At 66.3% G+C, this 21,651-nt stretch carries 24 protein-coding genes and 2 tRNA genes; 6 read left to right on the forward strand and 20 right to left on the reverse strand.

Features of this window, described 5'->3' with window-relative positions:
- Positions 1-12: 12 nt before the first annotated feature.
- Together AC6UUM_RS06685 and hisC are read right to left on the reverse strand one after the other, a co-directional pair.
- The gene (locus AC6UUM_RS06685; RefSeq protein ID WP_500804551.1) at positions 13-924 is read right to left on the reverse strand and encodes a prephenate/arogenate dehydrogenase family protein; all 912 of its coding nucleotides are present in this window, start codon (positions 922-924) and stop codon (positions 13-15) included.
- Positions 924-2,036 carry a histidinol-phosphate transaminase gene (hisC, locus tag AC6UUM_RS06690; RefSeq protein ID WP_500804552.1) on the reverse strand — a complete coding sequence of 371 codons (1,113 nt, stop codon included), beginning with the start codon at positions 2,034-2,036 and terminating at the stop codon, positions 924-926. Before hisC ends, AC6UUM_RS06685 begins: the two co-directional genes overlap by 1 nt.
- Before the next feature lie 48 nt (positions 2,037-2,084).
- Here hisC and metX point away from each other — a divergent pair, with 48 nt between their 5' ends.
- From metX to AC6UUM_RS06705, 3 genes are read left to right on the forward strand one after another with little or no spacing between them, the layout of a single operon-like run.
- Positions 2,085-3,215, forward strand: coding sequence for a homoserine O-acetyltransferase MetX (gene metX / locus AC6UUM_RS06695; protein WP_500804553.1), 1,131 nt, complete (start codon positions 2,085-2,087; stop codon positions 3,213-3,215).
- Positions 3,212-3,808 carry a methionine biosynthesis protein MetW gene (metW, locus tag AC6UUM_RS06700; protein ID WP_500804554.1) on the forward strand — a complete coding sequence of 199 codons (597 nt, stop codon included), beginning with the start codon at positions 3,212-3,214 and terminating at the stop codon, positions 3,806-3,808. Before metX ends, metW begins: the two co-directional genes overlap by 4 nt.
- A gap of 15 nt (positions 3,809-3,823) precedes the next feature.
- Positions 3,824-4,207 (forward strand): DUF1905 domain-containing protein, encoded by a 384-nt coding sequence (locus tag AC6UUM_RS06705; protein WP_500804555.1) that lies wholly within the window; start codon positions 3,824-3,826, stop codon positions 4,205-4,207.
- A gap of 161 nt (positions 4,208-4,368) precedes the next feature.
- On the opposite strand, the gene AC6UUM_RS06710 is transcribed toward AC6UUM_RS06705, so the two are convergent.
- The 13 genes from AC6UUM_RS06710 to AC6UUM_RS06770 form a co-directional block, all read right to left on the reverse strand.
- The gene (locus AC6UUM_RS06710) at positions 4,369-4,815 is read right to left on the reverse strand and encodes a peptidylprolyl isomerase (protein ID WP_353200077.1); all 447 of its coding nucleotides are present in this window, start codon (positions 4,813-4,815) and stop codon (positions 4,369-4,371) included.
- A gap of 45 nt (positions 4,816-4,860) precedes the next feature.
- Positions 4,861-5,292: an acyl-CoA thioesterase gene (locus AC6UUM_RS06715; protein ID WP_500804556.1), complete on the reverse strand. Its 432-nt coding sequence runs from the start codon at positions 5,290-5,292 to the stop codon at positions 4,861-4,863.
- Positions 5,289-6,596: a cytochrome P450 gene (locus tag AC6UUM_RS06720; protein WP_500804557.1), complete on the reverse strand. Its 1,308-nt coding sequence runs from the start codon at positions 6,594-6,596 to the stop codon at positions 5,289-5,291. The genes AC6UUM_RS06715 and AC6UUM_RS06720 overlap by 4 nt, the downstream gene beginning before the upstream one ends.
- Positions 6,593-7,369 (reverse strand): enoyl-CoA hydratase, encoded by a 777-nt coding sequence (locus tag AC6UUM_RS06725; RefSeq protein WP_500804558.1) that lies wholly within the window; start codon positions 7,367-7,369, stop codon positions 6,593-6,595. Before AC6UUM_RS06725 ends, AC6UUM_RS06720 begins: the two co-directional genes overlap by 4 nt.
- Before the next feature lie 72 nt (positions 7,370-7,441).
- Positions 7,442-7,972, reverse strand: coding sequence for a Smr/MutS family protein (locus AC6UUM_RS06730; protein WP_500804559.1), 531 nt, complete (start codon positions 7,970-7,972; stop codon positions 7,442-7,444).
- Positions 7,972-9,159, reverse strand: coding sequence for a murein transglycosylase A (gene mltA, locus AC6UUM_RS06735; protein ID WP_500804560.1), 1,188 nt, complete (start codon positions 9,157-9,159; stop codon positions 7,972-7,974). Before mltA ends, AC6UUM_RS06730 begins: the two co-directional genes overlap by 1 nt.
- Positions 9,160-9,186: 27 nt before the next feature.
- On the reverse strand, positions 9,187-9,849 hold the full coding sequence (locus tag AC6UUM_RS06740) for a Tim44/TimA family putative adaptor protein (RefSeq protein ID WP_500804561.1): 663 nt from the start codon (positions 9,847-9,849) through the stop codon (positions 9,187-9,189).
- A 302-nt stretch (positions 9,850-10,151) separates the two neighbouring features.
- Positions 10,152-10,237, reverse strand: a tRNA-Leu gene (locus AC6UUM_RS06745).
- A 63-nt stretch (positions 10,238-10,300) separates the two neighbouring features.
- Positions 10,301-10,579, reverse strand: a complete 279-nt coding sequence (gene ihfB / locus AC6UUM_RS06750; RefSeq protein WP_500804562.1) for an integration host factor subunit beta — start codon at positions 10,577-10,579, stop codon at positions 10,301-10,303.
- Between the two features lie 202 nt (positions 10,580-10,781).
- Positions 10,782-12,503: a 30S ribosomal protein S1 gene (rpsA, locus tag AC6UUM_RS06755; protein WP_500804563.1), complete on the reverse strand. Its 1,722-nt coding sequence runs from the start codon at positions 12,501-12,503 to the stop codon at positions 10,782-10,784.
- A gap of 193 nt (positions 12,504-12,696) precedes the next feature.
- Positions 12,697-13,350, reverse strand: coding sequence for a (d)CMP kinase (gene cmk, locus AC6UUM_RS06760; protein ID WP_500804564.1), 654 nt, complete (start codon positions 13,348-13,350; stop codon positions 12,697-12,699).
- 42 nt (positions 13,351-13,392) lie between these two features.
- Positions 13,393-15,384: a TIR domain-containing protein gene (locus AC6UUM_RS06765; protein WP_500804565.1), complete on the reverse strand. Its 1,992-nt coding sequence runs from the start codon at positions 15,382-15,384 to the stop codon at positions 13,393-13,395.
- Positions 15,385-15,471: 87 nt separating this feature from the next.
- The gene (locus tag AC6UUM_RS06770) at positions 15,472-16,365 is read right to left on the reverse strand and encodes a sterol desaturase family protein (RefSeq protein WP_500804566.1); all 894 of its coding nucleotides are present in this window, start codon (positions 16,363-16,365) and stop codon (positions 15,472-15,474) included.
- A gap of 314 nt (positions 16,366-16,679) precedes the next feature.
- Between AC6UUM_RS06770 and wecB the strand changes: the two genes are divergently transcribed.
- Positions 16,680-17,849, forward strand: coding sequence for a non-hydrolyzing UDP-N-acetylglucosamine 2-epimerase (wecB, locus tag AC6UUM_RS06775; protein ID WP_500804567.1), 1,170 nt, complete (start codon positions 16,680-16,682; stop codon positions 17,847-17,849).
- On the opposite strand, the gene aroA is transcribed toward wecB, so the two are convergent.
- A complete protein-coding gene (gene aroA / locus AC6UUM_RS06780; protein ID WP_500804568.1) occupies positions 17,743-19,098 on the reverse strand; it encodes a 3-phosphoshikimate 1-carboxyvinyltransferase in 1,356 nt (451 codons plus the stop codon). The two genes, wecB and aroA, sit on opposite strands and share 107 nt — an antisense overlap.
- 119 nt (positions 19,099-19,217) lie before the next feature.
- Here aroA and AC6UUM_RS06785 point away from each other — a divergent pair, with 119 nt between their 5' ends.
- Both AC6UUM_RS06785 and AC6UUM_RS06790 read left to right on the forward strand, forming a co-directional pair.
- The gene (locus AC6UUM_RS06785; RefSeq protein ID WP_500804569.1) at positions 19,218-19,538 is read left to right on the forward strand and encodes a TIGR02300 family protein; all 321 of its coding nucleotides are present in this window, start codon (positions 19,218-19,220) and stop codon (positions 19,536-19,538) included.
- Between the two features lie 121 nt (positions 19,539-19,659).
- Positions 19,660-19,735 (forward strand) — tRNA-Ala (locus tag AC6UUM_RS06790).
- A gap of 78 nt (positions 19,736-19,813) precedes the next feature.
- Here the strand turns inward: AC6UUM_RS06790 and arsC are convergent.
- The 4 genes from arsC to AC6UUM_RS06810 are packed head-to-tail and all read right to left on the reverse strand — an operon-like array spanning position 19,814 to position 21,613.
- On the reverse strand, positions 19,814-20,200 hold the full coding sequence (gene arsC / locus AC6UUM_RS06795) for an arsenate reductase (glutaredoxin) (RefSeq protein WP_500804570.1): 387 nt from the start codon (positions 20,198-20,200) through the stop codon (positions 19,814-19,816).
- The gene (locus AC6UUM_RS06800; RefSeq protein ID WP_500804571.1) at positions 20,197-20,862 is read right to left on the reverse strand and encodes an aquaporin; all 666 of its coding nucleotides are present in this window, start codon (positions 20,860-20,862) and stop codon (positions 20,197-20,199) included. Before AC6UUM_RS06800 ends, arsC begins: the two co-directional genes overlap by 4 nt.
- Complete coding sequence (locus tag AC6UUM_RS06805; protein WP_500804572.1) at positions 20,859-21,200, reverse strand: ArsR/SmtB family transcription factor; 342 nt, start codon at positions 21,198-21,200, stop codon at positions 20,859-20,861. Before AC6UUM_RS06805 ends, AC6UUM_RS06800 begins: the two co-directional genes overlap by 4 nt.
- A complete protein-coding gene (locus tag AC6UUM_RS06810) occupies positions 21,200-21,613 on the reverse strand; it encodes an ArsI/CadI family heavy metal resistance metalloenzyme (RefSeq protein ID WP_500804573.1) in 414 nt (137 codons plus the stop codon). The genes AC6UUM_RS06805 and AC6UUM_RS06810 overlap by 1 nt, the downstream gene beginning before the upstream one ends.
- Between the last annotated feature and the right edge of the window lie 38 nt (positions 21,614-21,651).

Here is a 21,651-nt window from a genome sequence, read left to right on the forward strand (position 1 = left end):
AAAACCAAAAAATCATTCGTTCGGGCTGCGGCCAAAGTCTGCCCGATCCGTATCCTGGCCTTCATCGATGATGCTGCGGCGGATGGCGCGGGTACGGGTGAACAGCGCTTCCAGCGTGTCGCCGTCGCTCCAGCGGATGGCGCGTTGCAGGGCGACCAGATCTTCGGTGAAGCGCCCCAGCAATTCCAGCACCGCTTCGCGATTGTTGAGGAACACGTCGCGCCACATCACCGGATCGGACGCGGCGATGCGGGTGAAATCGCGGAAACCGCCGGCGGAATATTTGATCACTTCGCTGCGGGTGACGGCCTCCAGATCGCTGGCGGTGCCGACGATCGAATAGGCGATCAGGTGCGGCAGATGGCTGGTGACCGCCAGCACGCGATCATGATGGGCGGGGTCCATCAAATCGACGCGCGCGCCCAGCCGGCGCCAGAATTCGGCCAGCCGCTCGACCATCACTTCGTCAGCGCGCGGCGGCGGCGTGATGATGCACCAGCGATCCTTGAACAGGCTGGCGAAACCGGCATCCGGCCCGGATTTTTCGGTGCCGGCCACCGGATGCGCCGGAATCACATGCACGCCGGGCAGGGCATCGCCCAGCACCTTCGCCACGCTTTCCTTCACCGATCCGACATCGCTGACCACGCAATCGGGGGCCAGTTCGCCCGCAATTTCGGCAGCGACCGCGGCCATGGCACCGACCGGCACACACAGGATGACCAGATCGGCATCGACCACGGCGGCACCAGCATTGTCGGCCACATCATCGGCCAGATCGAGTTCGGTTACCCGCGCCCGTACCTGCGGGTCCGCGTCGGACACGCTCAGCTGCACCGTGGGCATGGCGGTGCGCACCGCGCGCGCCAGCGATGAGCCGATCAGGCCCATGCCGATGATGGTGACGCGCGCGAACGGCAGCATCAGGCGGCGCTTTCCACAAACGCCCGCAGTGCGGCGGCGACGGCGTGGGTTTCGGCCTCGGTGCCGATCGAGATGCGCAGGCAGCGCGGCATGGCCTGCACGGCCAGGTAACGACAGATGATGCCGGAATCGAGCAGATGCTGATTGGCCGCCGCCGCCGTGACCGGGCCATCCTCCGGGAATTCCACCAGCAGGAAATTGCACGCTGACGGGATGGCGCGCAGGCCGGCGTTGCCGAGTGCTGCGATTTCCCCGGCCAGCCAGCCGCGCAGGCGGATGGTTTCGGCGCGGACCATGGCGATATGCGCATCGTCGCCCAGCGACGCGACGGCGGCCGCCTGACCGGTGCTGGTGACGTTGAACGGCCCGCGCACGCGATCGAGCGCGGCGATGATGGCCAGCGGCGCCACCGCCCAGCCGACACGCTGTGCGGCAAGGCCATGGATCTTGGAAAAGGTGCGGGTGACGATCAGGTTGGGCGCCGCCTGCGCCAGCGCGAAGCCATCTTCATAATCGCCTTCGACGAATTCGGCGTAGGCGCAATCGAGCACCAGGATCACTTCGCTGCGCAAGGCCGCGTGCAGGCGGCGGATGTCGGCGGCCGGCAGCAGCGTGCCGGTCGGGTTATTGGGATTGGCCAGATAGATGATGCGGGTGAGCGGCGTGACCGCAGCCAATATGGCATCGATATCGGCGGCATAATCCGCATCCGGCACCACAACCGGTGTTGCGCCGACTCGCCGCGTCGCGCCCTCGTACACGGCAAAGCCATGGCGGACATGGATGATCTCGTCGCCCGGCCCGGCAAAGGCGCTGGCGATCATGTGCAAGATCTCGTCGCTGCCGGTCCCGCAGATGATGTGGGCGGGATCGACGCCATATTTGGCGCCCAATGCGTCGCGCAGCGCCGTGCTGGCCGGATCGGGGTAGCGGTGGCCCTGCGCCAGCACATCCTGCATGGCCGCCACCGCCAGCGGGGACGGCCCCCAGGGATTTTCGTTGGAGGAGAGTTTCGCCACCACCGGCGCACCGCCCGTGCTGGCCTTGCCCGGCACATAGGCGTGCATGGCTTCGATCCAGGGCTTCATCTGCGGGGCGGCGGTGCTGGTCATGACGGCCCGGTTAGCGAATATCGCTGGCACAGTCACCCCCGCGCCAGTATGGCGCGGCGCAGCATGGACGCCCAAATTTCTGACTCGCGCTTTGGTCTTGATCGCCGCGTCACCCTGGCCGGTGAATTTCCGCTGGCCGGCGGCGCAGTGCTGCCCGAACTCACCATCGCCTATGAAACCTATGGCCGGCTGAATGCCAATGCCAGCAACGCCATCCTGATCTGCCATGCGCTGACGCTCGATCAATATGTCGCCAGCGCCAATCCGCGCACCGCCCGGGCCGGCTGGTGGACGCGGCTGGTCGGCCCCGGCAAGCCGGTCGACCCGGCGGACTGGTTCATCATCTGCGCCAATGTGCTGGGCGGCTGCATGGGATCGACCGGCCCATCGAGCATTGATCCGCGCGATGGGCGGCCTTACGCCTCGCGTTTTCCGGTGATCACCATTTCCGACATGGTGGCAGCCCAAGCCCGCCTGCTCGATCATCTGGGAGTGCAAACGCTGGCAGCGGTGATTGGTGGCTCGATGGGCGGGATGCAGGCGCTTACCTGGGCGGTGCGCCACCCGGAACGGGTGAAGAAGGTGGTGGCCATCGCCACGGCGGCGCGCCATTCGGCGCAGAATATCGCCTTCCACGAAGTCGGCCGGCAGGCGATCATGGCCGATCCGATGTGGCAGGGCGGCGATTATGGCGATGCGCCGCCGGTGGCGGGCCTCGCTGTGGCGCGCATGGCGGCGCATATCACCTATTTGTCCGAAGCTGGCCTCACCGCGAAATTCGGCCGCCGGCTGCAGAATCGCGAGGCGGTGTCGTTCGGCTTCGATGCGGATTTCCAGGTCGAATCCTATCTGCGCCACCAGGGCCTGAGTTTCGTCGAGCGCTTTGATGCCAACTCCTATCTCTATATCACTCGCGCCATGGATTATTTCGATCTGGCCGAGCCGCACGACGGCAATCTGGCGCGCGCCTTTGCCGGCGTGCAGAGCCGATTTTGCCTCGTCTCCTTCACCTCCGACTGGCTGTATCCCACCGCCGAAAGCCGCCGCATCGTGCGCGCGCTCAACGCCGCTGGCGCCCCGGTGTCCTTCGTGGAGCTGGAAAGCCCGTTCGGCCATGATGCCTTCCTGCTCGATGCGCCGGACATGAACCGCGTCATCAACGGGTTCCTCACCGCATGACTCCGGTGCATTTGCGCCCGGATCTGGCCGCGGTGGCCGCGGCAGTGCCGGATGGCGCGCGCGTTTTGGATATCGGCTGCGGCGATGGCCAGTTGCTGGCCTGGCTGCGCGACACCAAGGGCGTGGAAGGGCGCGGCATCGAACTTGATCCGGCGGATGTGGCGGCCGCGGTGGGGCGCGGGCTGGCGGTGGTGCAGGGCGATGCCGATACCGATCTGGCCGATTATCCCGATGCCGCCTTTGATGTGGTGATCCTGTCCAACACGTTGCAGGCCATGCAGCGCCCTGCCGCCGTGCTGCGCGAACTGGTGCGCATCGGGCGCAGCGCCGTGGTGTCCTTCCCGAATTTCGGCCATTGGCGGGTGCGCGCATCGCTGGCGCTGTCGGGGCGGATGCCGGTGACGCGCAGCCTGCCGGTCAGCTGGCATGAAACGCCGAATATCCATTTCTGCACGATCGATGATTTCGAAGCGCTGGCGGTGGACTTGGGCCTGACCGTGGCAAGCCGCACCGCGCTCAGCGCCGGCAAGCCGGTGGCGCTGTGGCCCAATCTGCTCGGCGATACCGGGGTGTTCCTGCTTAGTCGGCGATAGGCTATCCTGCCGGCCATGGATGCTGACCTCGATCCGGAACTGATCCGCTTCCTGCGCGAGGAACTCGGCCATGAATTGCCGACGGGGCGCAGCTGGAGCTTTTCCGGGCCGCTGTGGATCTGGAAGGGGAAGGCGCAGGACGGCAAGCCCAGCCCGGTGTCGTGGCATTTCCTGACCATCACCGGCGCGGTGGCGGATGGCATCCGGGCAGCAGCGCCGGGGCGCACGGCGGCGTGGGGATCGGTGTATGTGAAGGTGCGGCTGGGCGGCACGCAGTGGCAGACGTCGGTGTTCCCATCCAAGGATGTCGGCGGCTATCTGCTGCCGGTGAAGGCGGCGGTGCGCAAGAAGGAAGCTGTGGGGGAGGGCGATGTGGTGACGGTTGATCTGTCGCTTTGAAGCGGCGCCTTCACAAAACAGAGCAAGTCATGCTGGCGCAGGCCAGCATCCACGGTGGGGCAAGGGCCCGGCGGCACGATGGATGCTGGCCTGCGCCAGCATGACTTGGTTCTTGTATCGTAATGTGCGCCCCTGCCGCTCAGCAGGGGCGCCCGCCCCGCTTACGCAGCGCGCGCGGTGATGATCTTGCCGGGGCTGCGCGGCGGTTCGCCCTTGGGCAGGGCATCGATATGTTCCATGCCCGACGTCACTTCGCCCCACACCGTGTATTGGCGATCGAGGAAGCGGGCGTCATCGAAGCAGATGAAGAACTGGCTGTTGGCGCTGTTCGGCGCGCTGGTGCGGGCCATCGAGCAGACGCCGCGCACATGCGGTTCGGCCGAAAATTCCGCCTTCAGATCGGGCAGCTTCGAACCGCCGGTGCCGGTGCCCTTGGGGCAGCCGCCCTGCGCCATGAAGCCGGGGATGACGCGGTGGAAGACCACGCCGTCATAAAAACCTTCATTGGCAAGGCCAGCGATGCGCTCGACATGGCCGGGGGCCAGATCATTGCGCAGGCGGATGACGACATCGCCGGTTTCAAGGGTCAGGGTGAGCGTATCGGCCATGGTCGGTCTCCGGATGGGGGAAAGAGCGTTTGAGGATGGGGGGCCTTAGCCGAGCAAGCGATGCGCCTCAAGCCGTTCCCGCAGGATCGCCGGCAACGGCGCCGCGCCGCCTTCAGGCCCGCGCACCACCAGCACCGCATCGGACAGGGCAATGCAGCGCTCCGCCTGGAACGCTGCCATCGCCATGCGGAAACTGCTGGTGCCGATGTGGGACACGCCCAGCATCAGTGCGACGGGTGCCGGATAATGGCCCTCCGCCAGATAATCGATGCCGACATGCGCGACCATGAAGCGCGGGCGCGGACCCGCAAACAGCCGCGCGGTGCCGGTGTTGAACTGCACGCGCGCCTCTTCGAACAATTGCGCGATGGCAACATTGTTGAGGTGGCCGTTGGCATCCATGTCACCAAAGCGCGTCGGCAGATCGAGCCGCGCCGGATAGGTTTCGGGCCGCAACCGCCCCGGATTGCCTCTCATCGCAGGCTGTACCGCACCGGCAGGGTCTTCAGGCCCGAAACGAAATTGGCGATGCTGTTCTGCGGTTCGCCGGTGAGGGCAATGTCGTCCAGCCGTGGCAGCAACTCGGCAAATAGCGCGCGGATTTCCATGCGCGCCAGATGCAGGCCGAGACATTGGTGGACACCATTGCCGAACGCCGTCTGCGGGTTGGCGGCGCGGTCCACCCGGAAGGCGAACGGATCGTTGAACACCGTCTCGTCGCGGTTGCCCGACCAATAGAAGAGCGCGACTGCTTCACCGGCCTTGATCGTCTTGCCGCCGATTTCGGTATCGGCGGTGCAGGTGCGCATGAAATGCTTCACCGGCGTCACCCAGCGGATCATTTCTTCGACGGCGCCGGGGATCAGCGCCGGATCAGCCTTCAGCTTGGCCATCTCGGCGGGGTTGCGGATCAACTGCAACAGGCCGCCCGATGCGCTGCTGCTGGTGGTGTCATGGCCGGCGGTGACGGTGATGGCGTAGTAGCTCACCGCTTCGAGCAGGCCGATGGGTTCGCCATCCACCGTGCCTTGCGCGATCACCGTGGCCAGATCGTCGCGCGGATTGGCACGGCGATCCTGGATCACCTCACCGAAATAGGCGAAGAATTGTTGCACCAGCGCGAACAGATCGACCTGGGGATTGCCGGTGGCCTCGGCGCCGCCCAAACCTTGCGTGATGATGCGACTGCGCGCCACGACATCCGGGTCCTGCGGGCCGAAAATCTCCTGCGTCATCTGCAGCATGCGGTTTTCATCCGCGTCTGGCAGGCCCAGGATCATCATGATCACCCGCAGCGGATACCAGAGGGCGACCTCGTTCACGAAATCGCATGTCTCCCCCAGCGCCGCCATATGATCGACATGCGCCTTGGCGATGCCGGCGATGCGCGGTTCGAGCGCGCGCAGATTCTGCGGCATGAACCAGGTGTTGGTGATGCGCCGCAATTTCATGTGCAGCGGATCATCCAGATCAACCAGCGTGCGGAACAGATGCGTGTCACCGGTGGTGGTCTTCACCCACTCTTCGGCCTCGATCGGCGAGATATAGGTGCGTTCGCGGTTGATGAAGCGATCATTGGCCTTGGAAATCGCCACGATATCGGCGTGCCGCGTGATCGACCAAAAGGGGCGGAAGCCGGTGGGCTGGGTCCAGTGCACCGGATCGTCGCGGCGCAGTGCGGTATAGGCCGCGTGGATGGTTTCGTCGGCATAGGCGGCCGGATTGACCAGCATGTCGTCGATTGTGGCACTGTTGAAGCCGGGAAAAGGCATCGATGTCATTGGCTGCGTCCTCGTTCCTGCACCACCGCGCGGGCGGCTTCGACTTCGGCGGCCGACACGCGGGCGTTGGCAGCGGTGGAGCGGCTGTTCTCCAGCGCCATCGCCTCGCCGAACGGCAGTTCATAGCCGTCGCCGATCAGGCGCTTGTAGGCCCGGGCAAATTCCGGTGCGATGCTGGCCATGTCGTGCGCCAGTTTGATGGCGGCCGGCAGCAGTTCGTCCGCCGCCACGACCCGGTTCACCAGCCCCCAGCGCTCGGCGGTGGTGGCATCGAGGAAGTTGCCCGACAGGGACAGTTCGCGGGCGCGATAGGGCCCGATCAGGCGGGAGAGTTTCTGGCTGAGCCCCCAGCCCGGCATGATGCCCACGCGCGCGTGCGTATCGGCGAAGCGGGCGTTTTCCGATGCGATCAGCACGTCGCAGGCCAGCGCCACCTCGAAGCCGCCCGTGATGGCCACGCCGTTGATGGCGCCGATCACCGGCTTGCCGGTCTGTTCGATGGCCTTCACCGGATTGTCCTCCGGCCCTTCGGCGTTGGCGGCACCGAGACCCTGTTGGCCCAGTTCCTTCAGATCGAGCCCTGCTGTGAAAGCGCGGGTGCCGGCGCCGGTCAGCACGATGGCGCGCACACTGTCGTCAGCCTCCAGATCGCAGAAGCTGGCGGCGAGCGCGCGGCGCAGCGCGGCACTGAGCGCGTTCATTGCCTGCGGCCGGTTCAGGGTGACGATCGCCACCGGGCCGTCCCGGCCGACCAGCACCACATCTTCGCTCATGCTCATTCTCCTGCGTAGCGCCCTATACGGACTGCAGATGTGCGCGCCGACTGCCCTTCGCGATAGGGGAATCTACTTGGGGCGTCGCAAAATGATATAGAATGCGCCGCCGCCGCCATGGCGCGGGTGGGCGCCGCGCAGCGAAGCGACGTGCGGGCGCAGATCGGGGCGATCCAGCCAGTGCATCAGCTCGTCGCGAATGCGCGCCGGGCGATCCGGGCGGCCCTTGCCGGTGATGACCAATATGACGCGCGCGCCATCACCGGCCAAAACCGCGCTGGCCAAAACACCGTGCGCGGTGGCCAGCGTGTGGCCGTGCAGATCGACGATGCGATCGGGCGCCAGCCGGCCACGGGCGATTTGCCGATCCCAACTGCCATCCAGCGTCGCGCCGAGCGGGTGGGCGGGTTTTGGTTTGGCGGATATTGCCGGCGGCGAGCGCCGCGAAGGGCTTGTCGGGGTCTTGGCGGCAGGTGGCGGCTCGACGATGACCGCTGGCGCGGGCGCAGCCGGTAATTTCGGCACCTCGCGACCGGGCAGGGGCTTCACGCTGGCTGCCACCCGCGCCCACAACGCGCGTTCGTGGGCGGTCAAGCGGCGCATCAGGGCTGCAAGCGCGCGGCAGCGGCAGTGGGGATCAGCAGGATGATGCGCGCCGGCGCGGATTGTGCGCCCGCGGTGGCCGCGGCGTCAGCACCGGCGCCGAGGAAGATATCGATGCGGTTGGCGCCCTTGATCGCCCCACCGGTATCCTGCGCCACCATCAGCGCGGTAAAGGCCGCGCCGCTACGGGTCAGCACGGTTTCCACCAGCAGTGGCGCCCCCAGCGGGATGAAGGCCGGATCGGCGGCGACGCTCACCCGCGGCGTGACCGGCACATTCAGCGCGCCGATCGGCCCTTCGCCGGTCAGGATCCGGAAAAAGATCTTCGAGCCATTGGCGTTGAGCACGGCGGGCGCTTCGGCCGGGTTGGCGCGCAGCCAGGCCAGGATCTGCGCCATGCCGGCCTTGCCGCGCTCCAACCGCCCCTGTTCGATCAGCAGCCGGCCGATCGCCAGATAGTCGCGGCCATTCTGGCCGTCATAACCGATGCGCAGCACCTCGCCATCGGGCAGGCGCAGGCGGCCGCTGCCCTGGATTTCCAGGAAAAACGCTTCGTAAGCGTCGGCCGCCCAGGCCAGTTCGAGGCCGCGGCCAGCGAGCGCGCCGGCGCTGATCTCGGCGCGGCTGGCATAGGGCACCAGCCGGTTGCCCTGCACCCGGCCGCGCACGGTGCGACCCTTCAGGCTGGCGGCGAAATCGCCCAGCGGCACATCGATCAGATCTGGCGGCCGGCGATAGATCGGCACGTCATAGCCCGGCGCGCGGGTGCGGCTGGCGGCGATTTCGGGTTCATAATAGCCGGTGGCAAAGCCATCCCCGCCGGCCACGGTGACGGCGGTGAAATATTGCTGGAAAAATCCGGCTTCGGCGCCGGGCGCGACTGTGGCGGCGGCCGCGCAGGCCGCCTGCCAATCTGCAGCAGTGGTGAGGCCGGACAGATCCTCGCGGCGCAGCAGAGCAGGGCAGGACCGGCGGAAGGCGGCGAGTGCCGCCACCGCATCGGGCAGGGTGGGCTGCGCAGCGCGGGTCGCACCGGCATCTACAGCGCGGGACGGCGCAGCGGTCGCCGCCGGTGCAGCCGCCGCTGGCATGGCGGGCGGCGCCGGTGGGGTCGCCGGCCGCTCGCGTTTGCCGGCGCAGGCGGCAAGCAGCAGCAGCGCGGCCAGCGCGATGGACTGGCGCATCATCCCTTCACCCTGCCTTGCGGCCGGTGATCAGTCGAGATGGTCAGGCAGCATGTCGCTGCTGTCGGCTTCATTGTCGGTGGCGATCAGCACCCAGGCCGGATCGGGGCTGCCAGCCAGCCGGCTGAACGTCCAAAGATCATGGCTTTCGGTTTCGCCGTCGGCGGTCGCCACCCGAGCCGAAAACCGCACCGTCATCTCGATCATGGTGCCGACCAGATCGGCGCCGTGGATGATGGCGGCATCGATGGCCACCAAAGTGTTGCCCAGCCGTGTGCTCCCGCGGGCATCGATGGCCGCACCCAGATTGTCGAGCACTTCGTCGGAGGCGAGGCCATGCAGCGAGCCGAGATTGCCGGCCCAGAAGGCTTCCAGGATCATGCCATAGGCAAAGCGCGCGCCATCGAGGAATTTTTCCGGCGCGAATCCGATATCGGCCGCGGCAATATCTTCGAGGATTGGGCGCAGCGCAGCATCGGTGCCGGCGGGCAGCACCAGGCGGCCGCGCACCGGGCGATCGGCTTCCCGGCGCGGGGCCGGCACGACTTCGGCAGTGGGGCGAAAACTGTCCCCGATCGGCCGTTCCTGCCCGGTGCGCTTGCCGAGCACGGACACCAGCCGCAGACCGATGAACGCAGCCAGCATCGCCAGCAGCACGATTTCGATCCAGGCATTCCCGTCGGACATCATCATTCCTCAGCCAGCCGCAACGGTGGCAATATAAACGCAATATGGCACCATGTCTGCTTAACACGGCACATGCAATCGGCAGAATCATTCACAGCACACGATTGCTTGCCTGTCATAATCGGCGTTCGTGCGATTTTATGCAAGGCAATGCGGCAATGACGGCAATGGGGAATACACCTGTGGGACCCCGGCAAGCCTTTGCGGAGCGACAAAAGGGCAGGCTTGGCGCCATTGCCGCGCCTTCTTCTGCCTGGCGCGGCGAAAGCGGGCCCGCGGGTCGGCGCTATAGCCGCGCCTATTAAAGGTGGTGCGGGCGGCGGGACTCGAACCCGCACTTCCAGGGGAAAGCGGATTTTAAGTCCGCTGCGTCTACCGGTTCCGCCACGCCCGCATCAATGCGCGCCTTCAGCAAGGCCCGCGTGCCGATCGCCCTTGGCCGGTACCGATCGACATGTCAGCCGTTCAGCCGTTCCCGCAATTCCTTGCCAGGCTTGAAATACGGGACGCGCTTGGCATCCACCTTCACCGCATCGCCAGTGCGCGGGTTGCGCCCGGTGCGGGCATCGCGGGCGCGGGTGGAAAAGGCGCCGAAGCCGCGCAATTCCACGCGCCGGCCTTGCGCCAAGGCATCGGTGATCTCGTCAAACACGGTGCCTACAATCTGTTCTACATCCCGGATGGTGAGATGCGGATTCGCTTCGGCGATGACGGCAACCAGTTCAGACCGGATCATGCTGCTGTTCCCCGCTTGGCGCACGCGCGCCACCCCTTGATTTTATGGACGAAGCTTATTGCAACCGGGCTGCCGGTCAAGGTGTGAACGGAAAAAATGCAACCATGGTGTCACATATTCCGGCGTGCCGGGCGCCGGGCCCACAAGAAAGCCCCGGCGGTCGCCCGCCGGGGCATCTTTGTTGCGGGAAGCCCCAAGAAGATCAGTTCTTCTCGGCGTCTTCGCGGGCCTTGTTGAAGGCGGCGCCCAGGATATTGCCGAGCGTGGCCCCCGAATCCGACGTGCCGAACTGCGCGACAGCTTCCTTTTCTTCGCTGATCTGCAGCGCCTTGATGCTGAGCATCGGCTTGCGGCCCTTTTCGAAGCCGACGACCATCGTGTCGACCTTTTGGCCGGGCTGGAAGCGTTCGGCCTTCTGCTCGTCGCGGTCACGGCTGAGATCGCCGCGCTTGATGAACACCACCGGGCCATCTTCGCCGATCTGCACATCCAGGCCGCCGTCGCGGGCGATGACGACGGTGGCGGTCACCACGTCATTCTTCTTCCAATCGGCGCCGGTGTTGTTGCGCACCACCGGGCCGGGAGCGGTCTCATCGAGCTGCTTGATGCCCAGGCTGATGCGCTCCTTCTCGATGTCCACTTCCAGCACGCGGGCCGAGACGCGCTCGCCCTTGTGGTGGCGTGACAGGGCGCCTTCGCCGGTCATGCCCCAGGCGATGTCGCTCATGTGCACCATGCCGTCGACGTCGCCATCCAGGCCGATGAACAGGCCGAACTCGGTGGCGTTCTTCACTTCGCCTTCGACGATGCTGCCCACCGGATGGGTTTCGGCAAAGACTTCCCACGGATTGCGCTGGGCCTGCTTGAGGCCCAGGCTGATGCGGCGCTTTTCTTCATCGACTTCCAGAACGATGACTTCGACTTCCTGGCTGGTCGAAACGATCTTGCCGGGGTGGACGTTCTTCTTGACCCACGACATTTCGGACACGTGCACCAGGCCTTCGATGCCGGCTTCGAGTTCGACGAAGGCGCCATATTCGGTGATGTTGGTAACGCGGCCCTTGTGGCGGGTTTCCACGGCGTATTTGGCAGCGGCCGTCGTCCACGGATCGGCTTCCAGCTGCTTCATGCCCAGGCTGATGCGCTGGGTGTCGCGGTTGATGCGCACGATCTGCACGCGCAGCACATCGCCGATGTTCAGCACTTCAGACGGGTGGTTGACGCGCTTGTAGCTCATGTCGGTGACGTGCAGCAGGCCATCGATGCCGCCCAGATCAACGAACGCACCATAATCGGTGATGTTCTTCACGGTGCCGTCAACGATCTGGCCTTCGGCCAGGCTGCTGATCAGGCCGGTGCGGGCTTCGGCGCGCGATTCTTCGAGGATCGAGCGGCGCGACACGACGATGTTGCCGCGCTTGCGGTCCATCTTCAGCACCTGGAACGGCTGCGGCAGGTTCATCAGCGGGGTGACATCGCGCACCGGGCGGATATCGACCTGGCTGCCGGGCAGGAAGGCGACAGCGCCGCCGAGATCGACGGTGAAGCCACCCTTCACGCGGCCGAAGATCACGCCTTCAACGCGCTCACCGGCGGCAAATTTGTTTTCGAGCGCATCCCAGCTGGCTTCGCGGCGGGCGCGGTCGCGGCTCAGCATCGCTTCGCCATTGGCGTTTTCGACGCGATCGACGAACACTTCGACTTCATCGCCGGCGTTCAGCTCGACCTTGCCAGTGAGGTCGGCGAACTCGCGCAGCGGAATGCGGCCTTCGCTCTTCAGGCCGACATCGATGACGGCAAATTCATTTTCGATCGCCGTGACGACACCGCGGACAACGCGGCCTTCGAAACTTTGATTCTTGCCAAGCATGGCATCGAGCATCGCGGCAAAATCATCGCGGGTCGGTTGGGCAGACGTCGCCATAGACAGTAAAACACCTTGTATTCATGGGCCGGGACAGCGCGAACCTGCGCCATCAAACCCATCGACGTGGCACCATTGCCCGTCGTTCATCGCCGTCGCGGTGGCACCATGCCGGCCGCTCCTTTGGGTATTGACCGAAAACCGGAAACGCCCGCGCAAGGACCGTTCGGGTCTCCTGCCGGGGCGGCGCTGGTCAGCGGCCGTTGCTTGCAATCGCACTTTCAACAAGTGCAATCGCAGCTGCAACGGCCGCGGCTATACTGAGATTGCTGGTATCAAGCAAGGCAGCATCGGCCGCGCGGACAAGCGGCGCGGCCGAGCGCCCCGAATCGCGTGCATCGCGCGCCTGGATATCGGCGAGCACATCCGCCAGCGTGTGCGGCGCACCGCGCGCCGCCTGTTCGGCATGGCGGCGCTGGGCGCGAATTTCCGGCGCGGCGGTGACGAACAATTTGGCCGGGGCTTCGGGCGCAATGACCGTGCCGATATCGCGGCCATCCAGCACGGCGCCGCCCGGCTGTTGGGCAAAGGCCCGCTGTGTTTCGAACAGCGCAGCGCGCACCGGTGCATGGCTGGAAACGATCGAGGCATAATCGCTGTTCAGCGCGCTCATCAGATCGGGATCATCGAGCAATCTGGTGTCGATGTGCCGCGCGGCGTCGGCGGCGGCATCGGCATCATAGGGATCATGTCCGGCCAGCCGCACCGCCAGCCCGCAGGCGCGATACAATTTGCCGGTGTCCATGAACGGTAGGGCATAATGGGCGGCCAGCGCCTTGGCGATGGTGCCCTTGCCGCTGGCGGCGGGGCCGTCGACGGCGATCACGAGGGGAGGGGTGGTGGTCACGCGGCGGGGGTAGCGGGCGGGTGGGGGTGGGGCAAGGGGGCGTCAGGCGAGCGCGCGGCGGCGGGCGTCCGCCGCGACGGCATCGGCGGGAAAGATTTGCGCCAGCACCGCGCGAAAACGAGGTTCACCGCGCAAGCTGTCGTAGAAGGGGTTGCGCAGCATGTTGTTCAATGCGTAGCAGCGCGCGGCATGGGCACGGTCCAGCATGGCCAGCGCCGCCGCACGATCGCTGCCCATGGCATAGGCTCCGGCCAGCGCCGCGCCGGAAATTCCCGGGTGCATCGCTTCAAGGCGGCGCCGCGCACCGCTGTCGCGCTTGTCGATACTGTCCGCTGCGGCAAGGATCGACAGCTTGCGCACCCCGTCGGCGATCCCGGCAATGCTGCGGCGCGCCGCGGCCGCGTCGCCGCGCAGTAGTTGAACCTGCGCCAGACCTTCGCCGCCGACCACGCCCTTCGAAAGCGAAAACGCCTTCTCGGACATGCTGGTGGCGGCGTCGCGGCGGCCGAGCCCCAGCAATGTCAGACCGATGTTGCCAAGGTAAGTTGACGCGAACGGGTCGAGCAGTTGCGCGGTTTCGATGATGGCGAGACCGCGAATCGGATAAACCCGGGATATGGCGAGCCCGGCATTGCCGACGGTCCCGGCATCCTTCGGCGACAGGCGAAACGCGGCTTCCGCGGCACGAACGCTGCCCGCCATATTCAGATCTGCGCCAAGCAGGCTAGCCAATATGCTGTGCGCATAGCCGGAGGCGGGTTGCAGCCGGATGGCGCGCTCCACGCAGGCATTTGCCTCCTTGTTGAGTTGGCGAACTTCGGCGATGTCGGTGGACAGGCCGGCAAGCCGTTGCAGCAGGTTGCCCTTGTTGGCCCACCCGCGGGCGAACTGGGGATCGGCGACGAGCGACTGGTCCATCAAGGCCAGTTTCAGGCGCTGATCGGCTTCGTTATCGTTGATCGGCAGCTGGATTGACCGCAGATATATCTCATGCGCTTCGGGATTTCTGGTGCCGTCGACGTCTTTCAGAAACTCGTCGAACCGCAGCCGCACCCGCAGCGCGATCGCGACGGCGGTGGCGATCTCGCTCTGTATCTTCAGAAGATCGCCGGAATTGCGGTCATAGCGTTGTGACCAGCGTTCATCGCCGCTGGCCACATCGCTGAGCTGGGCGGAGACCCGCAGCGTGTCGCCGCTGCGCCGGACACTGCCGGTAAGAATGGCCGTGGCACCGAGCTGGCGCGCCGCACCAGTAAGATCGGGCGCGTCGCGGAACCGCTCTGAAGAAACCCGGCCAATCACCTTCAGGCCGGGCAGCTGGGCCAGGGTTGAGCGGATTTCTTCGGCTATGCCGTTGGCGAACCAGGCCTGTTCAGGATCGCCCGACTGGTTTTCGAACGGCATCACCATCAGCGAGGTGGCTGGGCCGGACGCCGCAGTGTCGGTTGCAACGGCGGATGCCCGCCGCAATTGCCACCAGGCCAGGCCGCCGCCGCCAAGCGCCAGGGCCGCGATGCCGCCGCCGATAGCGAGACGACGATCCGGGCGCTGTGGTGCTGGATTGGATGTGGCCGCGGCACCGGGCGTTGCGGCTTGCGAAGCTAGTGCCACCATCCGGCCGACATCGTCGATCAACGCCTTCAGCCGCGGATCGCGGGCGTTGCCGGTCCAGCCGGTGAGGTCGCGGCTCTGCGACAGTTCGAACATCACCGGGCGCTGGCAATCCGCCAGCATCACCGGCAGCAGCGTGCCCTGTTGCAGCGCGACGGTCGCTTCGGAGCGCACCCACCGCGAGGTCACCGAATTAGGCGTCCACAGCACCACCACACAGGCCGCGCCGCGCAGGGCGGCCTCGGTCACCTGATCATAGGTTTCGCCCGAAGCAATCGCCTGATCCCACCACACAAGGTGACCCCCCGCCTTCAGGCGCGCCGCGAGTTTGCCGGCCAGTTCAAGATCCTGCCGGCTGTACGACAGGAACACGCTCGCCGCAGCGGGCGTCGTGCTTGCTTGTGTTGTGGTGCCCCCGCTCATCGCGCCAACTCATCGCCGGGCTGTAACCTTCTGGCAAGGGCCGACTGCCGCAGGGCGAACGATCGTTGGCGCGGCCAAGCCACGCAGTCACGCCGCCGGCACGCCCGGCCGTTCGTTGGCGCCGTTCAGGCTCGGCAGCACCGGGAACAGCCATTGTTCGCGGATGCTCAGGCGGCGGCGTTCGCCCTGGCCGACGGTGTCGGTCTCGCCCACCCGGAACGTGCCGAACAGGCGGTCGAGGATGATCAGCGAGTTGGCATAATTGCAGCGTGTGTCGTCATAGGCGACGCTGTGGTGCAGGCTGTGATGCGCGATGGTGGTGAAGACATAGGCGTACCAGGCCGGCGGCTTGAAGCGCACATTGGCGTGGGCAAAGCAGGTAACCGCGGTGATCAGATGCCCCGCGCAGAACAAGGCCGGCAGCGAGAAATCGAACAGCGCCACCACCGAGGCGAACACCAGGATCAGCTCCAGCGGATTGCCGACGCCGCCCTTCAGCGCGTTGAGCTGCGTCAGGTGGTGGTGCGGCGCGTGCAGCAGCCAAAGCGGGCGCATATTGTGCATGCCGCGGTGCAGCCAATATTGGCCGAACTCGATGATGAACAGGATCAGCAGCGCCTGCACTGCCAGCGGCAGCTGCATCAGGCCGGGGGTGGCGATGCCCAATTGCTGCTTGGCCGCCAGCAGGCCGCCATCGATGACCTCGTTGTTGACCGCCTGGATGACCGTATAGCCCAGCACCAGGTAGAAGAGATCGGTGAGCAGTTCCCGGCGGTTAAGCCGCCAGCCGGCATGGCGCTCTGCCACAAACTCCAGGCCGAGGATGACCGCCCGCGTGGCAAGCGTGGCCGCCAGGATGGTGAGCGGGTTGCTGGCGATTTCGGCGGGCAGCAGGCTCCACAGCAGCAGGATGAAGGCCAGCGTCGCCGGCTCGAACCAGCGAAATACGACGTCTTTCACCCGGCCAGTTGTGGCACTCACCCTATCAGCTCCTGCGTCATCCATGGTTGGCGACAGGTTACACGGGAATGTCCGATTTGGAATGCGCCGTTTTGTCTGGAGGATAGGGTGCCGCCCAACCCTGTTCACGCTTCATCCAACCGGGCCGCCAGCCGCGCCACGAGGTCCATGCGCTGGCGCAGGATCGCCGCCACAAATAAGGGTTTGTGGGCAAGGCGATTGTCGGTGCCAGCGGCTTGTCAGCGTGGGCCAGATGCGCCAGCATATGACTTGGGTCAGTCACTTCGCGGGGGCGAATGATGTCGGTTGACGGCCCGGATTCTGCGCAATCACCCATGATGTTCATCGCCGGCACGCGGCCGGAGGCGGTGAAGCTGGCGCCCATCATGCTGGATTTGCAGGCGCGGGGGCTGGCGCCGGTGCTGGTGGCGACGGGGCAGCACCGCGAATTGTTTGCGGAATCGCTCGCAGCGTTCGGGCTGCGGCCCGATCATGATCTTGGGGTGATGGCCGCCACGCCGGATGCGCTGGTCGGGCAGTTGCTGCCGCTGTTGGCCGATCGGCTGCGCGCGGCGCGGCCGGCGATGGTGGTGGTGCAGGGCGACACCAGCTCAACGCTCGCCGGCGCGCTGGCGGCGCGTTATGCCGGCGTCCCGCTGGCGCATGTCGAGGCTGGCTTGCGCACCGGGCAGGATGATCCCCACCCGGAGGAAATGCACCGGCGGCTGATCGCGCAGATGGCCGATCTGCATTTTGCGCCCACCATGTCGGCCGCCGCGGCGCTGGCCGCGGAAGGCGTGCGCGGCGAGGTGCATGTGACGGGCAACAGCGGCATCGATGCGCTGCTGCTGATGCGGGCGCGGCTGGCGGCGGATGCCGGGCTGGCGGCGCAGGCGATGGCACCGCTGGCGGATATTCCACAGGGTCGGCCGTGGATATTGGCCACCATCCACCGCCGCGAGAATCAGGGGGTCGTGCTGGGCGGCGTGTTGCAGGCGCTGGCCGAACTGGCGGCGGCGGCGGAGATCATCCTGCCAGTGCATCCCAGCCCGGCGGTATCCGGCCCGGTGTATCGCACGCTGGGCGATGTGGCCGGCGTCCATCTGTTGCCGCCGCTGCCCTATGCGGCGTTCGTCGCATTGATGGGCTGCGCCGCGCTGGCGCTGACGGATTCGGGCGGCGTGCAGGAGGAGGCGCCGGCCATCGGCCTGCCGTGCCTGGTGCTGCGCGCCGCCACCGAACGCCCCGAAGGCGTGGCGTGCGGCAATACCCGGCTGGTCGGCACTGATCCAGCGCAGATCGTGGCGGCGGTGCAGGCGGTGCTGAGCGAGCCCAGGCTGCTGGCGCAGATGGCCCGGCCAGCGTTGCCCTATGGCACGGGCGGCGCAGCGCGGGCGATCAACGCTGTGCTGTTGCGCCAATCGATGCCATCATCGCCACGAAATCCGGAAAGCTGGTCGCGATCGGCCGCGCATCATCCACCGTCACGCGCGCTTGCGCGTTGAGACCGAGCACGGCGAAGCTCATGGCGATCCGGTGATCAAGCTGCGCCGTCACCGTGGCGCCACCGGGCAGCGGATCGCCGCCCTGGCCGTGCACGATCAGGCCGTCGGGCAATTCTTCGCAGGCGATGCCGCAGGCGGTCAGACCCTGCGCCATCACGCTGATGCGGTCTGACTCCTTCACCCGCAATTCTTCCAGCCCGCGCATCACTGTCTTGCCGCTGGCGCAGGCGGCGGCGATGAACAATATGGGATATTCATCGATCATGCTCGGCGCGCCTTCGGGCGGCACCGCGATGCCGGTCAAGGCGCTGTGGCGGACGTGCAGATCGGCGACCGGTTCGCCGCCCACGGTGCGTTCATCGATCAGGCTGATATCGCCGCCCATGGCCTGGAGCACACGGATCAGCCCGGCGCGGGTCGGGTTGATGCCGACATTGCGGATCAATATGTCGCTGCCGGGCACGATCAGCGCGGCGACCATCGGGAAGGCCGCCGATGACGGATCGCCGGGAACAATGATATCCTGCGGGCGCAGCTCGGCTTCGCCCTGCAAAGTGATGATGCGGCCCTGTGGCGATTCGTTGACGGTCAGCTGCGCGCCGAATCCGGCCAGCATGCGCTCGCTGTGGTCGCGGGTGGCGATCGGCTCGATCACCACTGTATCGCCCGGCGTGTTCAGCCCGGCCAGCAGCACGGCGGATTTCACCTGCGCCGACGCCACCGGCAGCGTGTAGCTGAGCGCCACCGCCGGGCACAGACCGGTGATGGTAAGCGGCAGCGTCTGCCGGCCACCTGCGCCGGGAGTCGCGGTGAAACTTGCACCCATCAACGACAGCGGCGTGATTACCCGGCCCATCGGCCGGCCAGACAGGCTGGCATCGCCGATGAACGTCGCGCTGATCGGGTGGGACGCGATCAGGCCCATCAGCAGTCGCGTGGAGGTGCCGCTGTTGCCCATGTCCAGCGCGGCGCGCGGTTGCAGCAGACCGCCGACGCCGACGCCATGCACCCGCCAGTCCCCGGCGTCGCGGCGCTCGATCTCAGCGCCCATGGCCCGCATGGCGGCGGCGGTGGCCAGCACATCCTCGCCTTCCAGCAGGCCGGTGATGCGGGTTTCGCCGATGGCCAGCGCGCCCAGCATGATGGCGCGGTGGCTGATCGATTTGTCGCCTGGCACGGTTACCGTACCGGCGAGCGGGCCAGAGGCGGACAGGCTGAGCGGTTGGGCGGCGGCGGACGCTGGAGTCATGTGGCGCGCTTTGACAGGGCGGGCCGGCTGTGGCAATGCGCCTGCCTTCGCCGGGCAGGTCTGCCGCCCGGCCCTTGCCATTTGCTGCGGTGCCCAAACTGCAGCTGCACGGAGACGATATGGTCAAGCCTGAATGGGGCACGAAGCGTGCCTGCCCGAAATGCAACACGCGATTCTATGATCTGGGCAAGGATGATCCGGTGGCCTGCATTTCCTGCGGCTTTGCCTGGGCGCCGGAACCGATCCTGAAATCCAAGCAGACGACGCCGTTCGAACAGGCCAAGCCGCTGGCCGCTGCCGGTGACGACGTCGAAGTTGCGGTGGACGAGGATCTGGATCTCGACACCGATGTCGAAGCCGGCCAGGCCGATGCCGATGTCGATCTTGGCGACGACGATGATCTGGGCGTCGTATCGGAAGGTCAGGAAGAGGATAATTGATCGCTGCGGCCGGGGCGGCGAACGATTTTGGCTTGCATGGCCGACACGTTTCGCCTAATCGGCCGCTCCCAACGTTGCTGGCAACAGCGGCCGCGGGGCATGATGGTGCGATTTCTGGTAGGGGGCCTTAGCTCAGCTGGGAGAGCGCTACGATGGCATTGTAGAGGTCAACGGTTCGATCCCGTTAGGCTCCACCATCGCACCATGAGACATGAAAACCCCGGCCTTGCGGCCGGGGTTTTTCGTTTGGGCCGGCCAAGTTCAGCCAGCCGCGTTCAGCCGGTAACGCCGGGCGGTGGCGAATCGAGGAGTGTCAGCACGACTTCGGCGGGGCGGCACAACTTGGTGCCCATGGGCGTGACGACGATGGGGCGATTGACCAGAATCGGGTGGGCCAGCATGGCCGCCAATATGGCCTCGTCGCTGGTGGCGGGATCGAGCAGGCCCAGCTCTGCCGCCGGTGTGCCGTTTTCGCGCAGCAGCGCGCGCGGGCCGAGCGCCATGGCGGCAAGCAATTGATCGAGCGGCGGGCGGGTCCAGCCGACGCTGCGATAATCGATGATGGTTGGCGTGTGGCCGGCCGCTTCGATCAGGGCCAGCGCGCCCCGCGACGTGCCGCAATCGGGGTTGTGATAGACGGTGACGGGAAACGCATCGTTCATGGCTTTGCCTCGGGTGCGAGCAGCCAGCCGAAGAACAGCACGGCGGCGAGCGTGCCGATGGCTTGACCGGCGAGGAAGGTCGGCACCGATGACGGGGCGATGCCGGTGGAGCTGGTGGTGAGCGCGCGCGCCACGGTGACCGCCGGATTGGCGAAGCTGGTGGAGGCGGTGAACCAGCAGGCCGAGGTGATGTAGATGCCGACGGCCGCCGGCGTGAAATCCGGGCGGTGGCGCTGCACGGCGAGGATGGTGCCGATCAGGCCGAAGGTGGCGACGGCTTCGGCAATGCCAGGGCCAAGGCCAGCGCGGGATGTGGCGGAAACTTGCACGATCGGCTGGTCGAACATGGCATGGGCCAGCCAGACCCCGGCAACGGCACCGATGAACTGCACGGCAAGAAAGGCAAGGGCGGTGCCGGTCGGCAGTTCGCGGCGGGCGACGGCCATCAGCGTGACCGCCGGATTGAAATGCGCGCCGCTGATCGGGCCGAACATGTGGATCAGCACGATCAATCCGGCACCGATCGCCACCATGTCGGCCAACAGCGCCACCCCGGCATTATCGGCGGCCAGGCGATCGGCCATCAGACCGGAACCGACGATGATGGCGAGCAGCAAGGCGGTGCCGACCAGTTCGGCAGCGACGGCGCGGGCGTCGGTCATGGGCAGGTCTCCGGTTCGGCCGTGAGGGTGGGCAGCACGTCGCAGAATTCCTGGCGACCGGCGCAGCAATCGGCCATCAGGAAGGCAAGCAGGGCGCGCATGTGATCAAATTGCGCCGTATAGATGATCGACCGGCCGGCGCGCCGCGAACCGACAAGACCGGCGCGTTCGAGAATGGCCAGATGGGTGGATAGCGTGTTGGGCAGGGCGCCGACATCGCTGGCCAGCGCGCCGGCCGATAGCCCGTCCGGCCCGGCACGCACCAGCGCGCGGAACGCGGCAAGGCGGCTGGCGTGGGCCAACGCCGACAGGGTTTCAATGGCAGCCGTAGCCTGCATCAGCAGCAGGCGGAGCTGGCGGCCGGCAGGATTTCGTCTTCGCCATAGGCCGTGGATTCGCCGTGGGTGAAAAAGCTTTCCCAACGCACGCCGGCTGGATCGGTGACCCAGCTCTTGTCGGATTTGGCATAGCAGCAGGTGGTCGCGGCCTGATCGAAGGTGGCAGCACCGGCCGCTTTCAGGCGGCCAGCAATGTCGGCCAGCTCGTCGGCGGTTTCGACCTGGATGCCGACATGATCGACTCCGACGGCGCGGGCGCGCGAGGAGATGGCGAGGTTGACCCTGGGATCATCGAGCAGCCATTTGGCATAATCAGCTTTGGTGACGCTGGGCGGGCTGCCGAACAGGGTGGAGTAAAAGGCGATGGCGGGTTCCAGCTCGGCAACGCTGATGTGCAGGTGCAGGCGCTTCATGGCAGACTCCTCATTTCGATAATTCGTGTATCATCGAA

The sequence above is a fragment of the Sandarakinorhabdus sp. genome (assembly GCF_987265915.1).

Excerpts from the sequence above, each read along its gene's own strand:
- hisC (WP_500804552.1), bottom strand. The coding sequence starts at position 2,036 with ATGACCAGCACCGCCGCCCCGCAGATGAAGCCCTGGATCGAAGCCATG.
- AC6UUM_RS06725 (WP_500804558.1), bottom strand. The coding sequence starts at position 7,369 with ATGAGCGAAGATGTGGTGCTGGTCGGCCGGGACGGCCCGGTGGCGATC.
- AC6UUM_RS06720 (WP_500804557.1), bottom strand. The coding sequence starts at position 6,596 with ATGACATCGATGCCTTTTCCCGGCTTCAACAGTGCCACAATCGACGAC.
- arsC (WP_500804570.1), bottom strand. The coding sequence starts at position 20,200 with ATGAACGATGCGTTTCCCGTCACCGTCTATCACAACCCCGATTGCGGC.
- AC6UUM_RS06685 (WP_500804551.1), bottom strand. The coding sequence starts at position 924 with ATGCTGCCGTTCGCGCGCGTCACCATCATCGGCATGGGCCTGATCGGC.
- aroA (WP_500804568.1), bottom strand. The coding sequence starts at position 19,098 with ATGACTCCAGCGTCCGCCGCCGCCCAACCGCTCAGCCTGTCCGCCTCT.
- rpsA (WP_500804563.1), bottom strand. The coding sequence starts at position 12,503 with ATGGCGACGTCTGCCCAACCGACCCGCGATGATTTTGCCGCGATGCTC.
- AC6UUM_RS06730 (WP_500804559.1), bottom strand. The coding sequence starts at position 7,972 with ATGCGCCGCTTGACCGCCCACGAACGCGCGTTGTGGGCGCGGGTGGCA.
- metX (WP_500804553.1), top strand. The coding sequence starts at position 2,085 with ATGGCGCGGCGCAGCATGGACGCCCAAATTTCTGACTCGCGCTTTGGT.
- wecB (WP_500804567.1), top strand. The coding sequence starts at position 16,680 with ATGATGTTCATCGCCGGCACGCGGCCGGAGGCGGTGAAGCTGGCGCCC.
- AC6UUM_RS06740 (WP_500804561.1), bottom strand. The coding sequence starts at position 9,849 with ATGATGATGTCCGACGGGAATGCCTGGATCGAAATCGTGCTGCTGGCG.
- AC6UUM_RS06805 (WP_500804572.1), bottom strand. The coding sequence starts at position 21,200 with ATGCAGGCTACGGCTGCCATTGAAACCCTGTCGGCGTTGGCCCACGCC.
- AC6UUM_RS06800 (WP_500804571.1), bottom strand. The coding sequence starts at position 20,862 with ATGACCGACGCCCGCGCCGTCGCTGCCGAACTGGTCGGCACCGCCTTG.
- AC6UUM_RS06710 (WP_353200077.1), bottom strand. The coding sequence starts at position 4,815 with ATGGCCGATACGCTCACCCTGACCCTTGAAACCGGCGATGTCGTCATC.
- mltA (WP_500804560.1), bottom strand. The coding sequence starts at position 9,159 with ATGATGCGCCAGTCCATCGCGCTGGCCGCGCTGCTGCTGCTTGCCGCC.
- AC6UUM_RS06705 (WP_500804555.1), top strand. The coding sequence starts at position 3,824 with ATGGATGCTGACCTCGATCCGGAACTGATCCGCTTCCTGCGCGAGGAA.
- metW (WP_500804554.1), top strand. The coding sequence starts at position 3,212 with ATGACTCCGGTGCATTTGCGCCCGGATCTGGCCGCGGTGGCCGCGGCA.
- AC6UUM_RS06810 (WP_500804573.1), bottom strand. The coding sequence starts at position 21,613 with ATGAAGCGCCTGCACCTGCACATCAGCGTTGCCGAGCTGGAACCCGCC.
- AC6UUM_RS06765 (WP_500804565.1), bottom strand. The coding sequence starts at position 15,384 with ATGAGCGGGGGCACCACAACACAAGCAAGCACGACGCCCGCTGCGGCG.
- AC6UUM_RS06785 (WP_500804569.1), top strand. The coding sequence starts at position 19,218 with ATGGTCAAGCCTGAATGGGGCACGAAGCGTGCCTGCCCGAAATGCAAC.
- ihfB (WP_500804562.1), bottom strand. The coding sequence starts at position 10,579 with ATGATCCGGTCTGAACTGGTTGCCGTCATCGCCGAAGCGAATCCGCAT.
- AC6UUM_RS06715 (WP_500804556.1), bottom strand. The coding sequence starts at position 5,292 with ATGAGAGGCAATCCGGGGCGGTTGCGGCCCGAAACCTATCCGGCGCGG.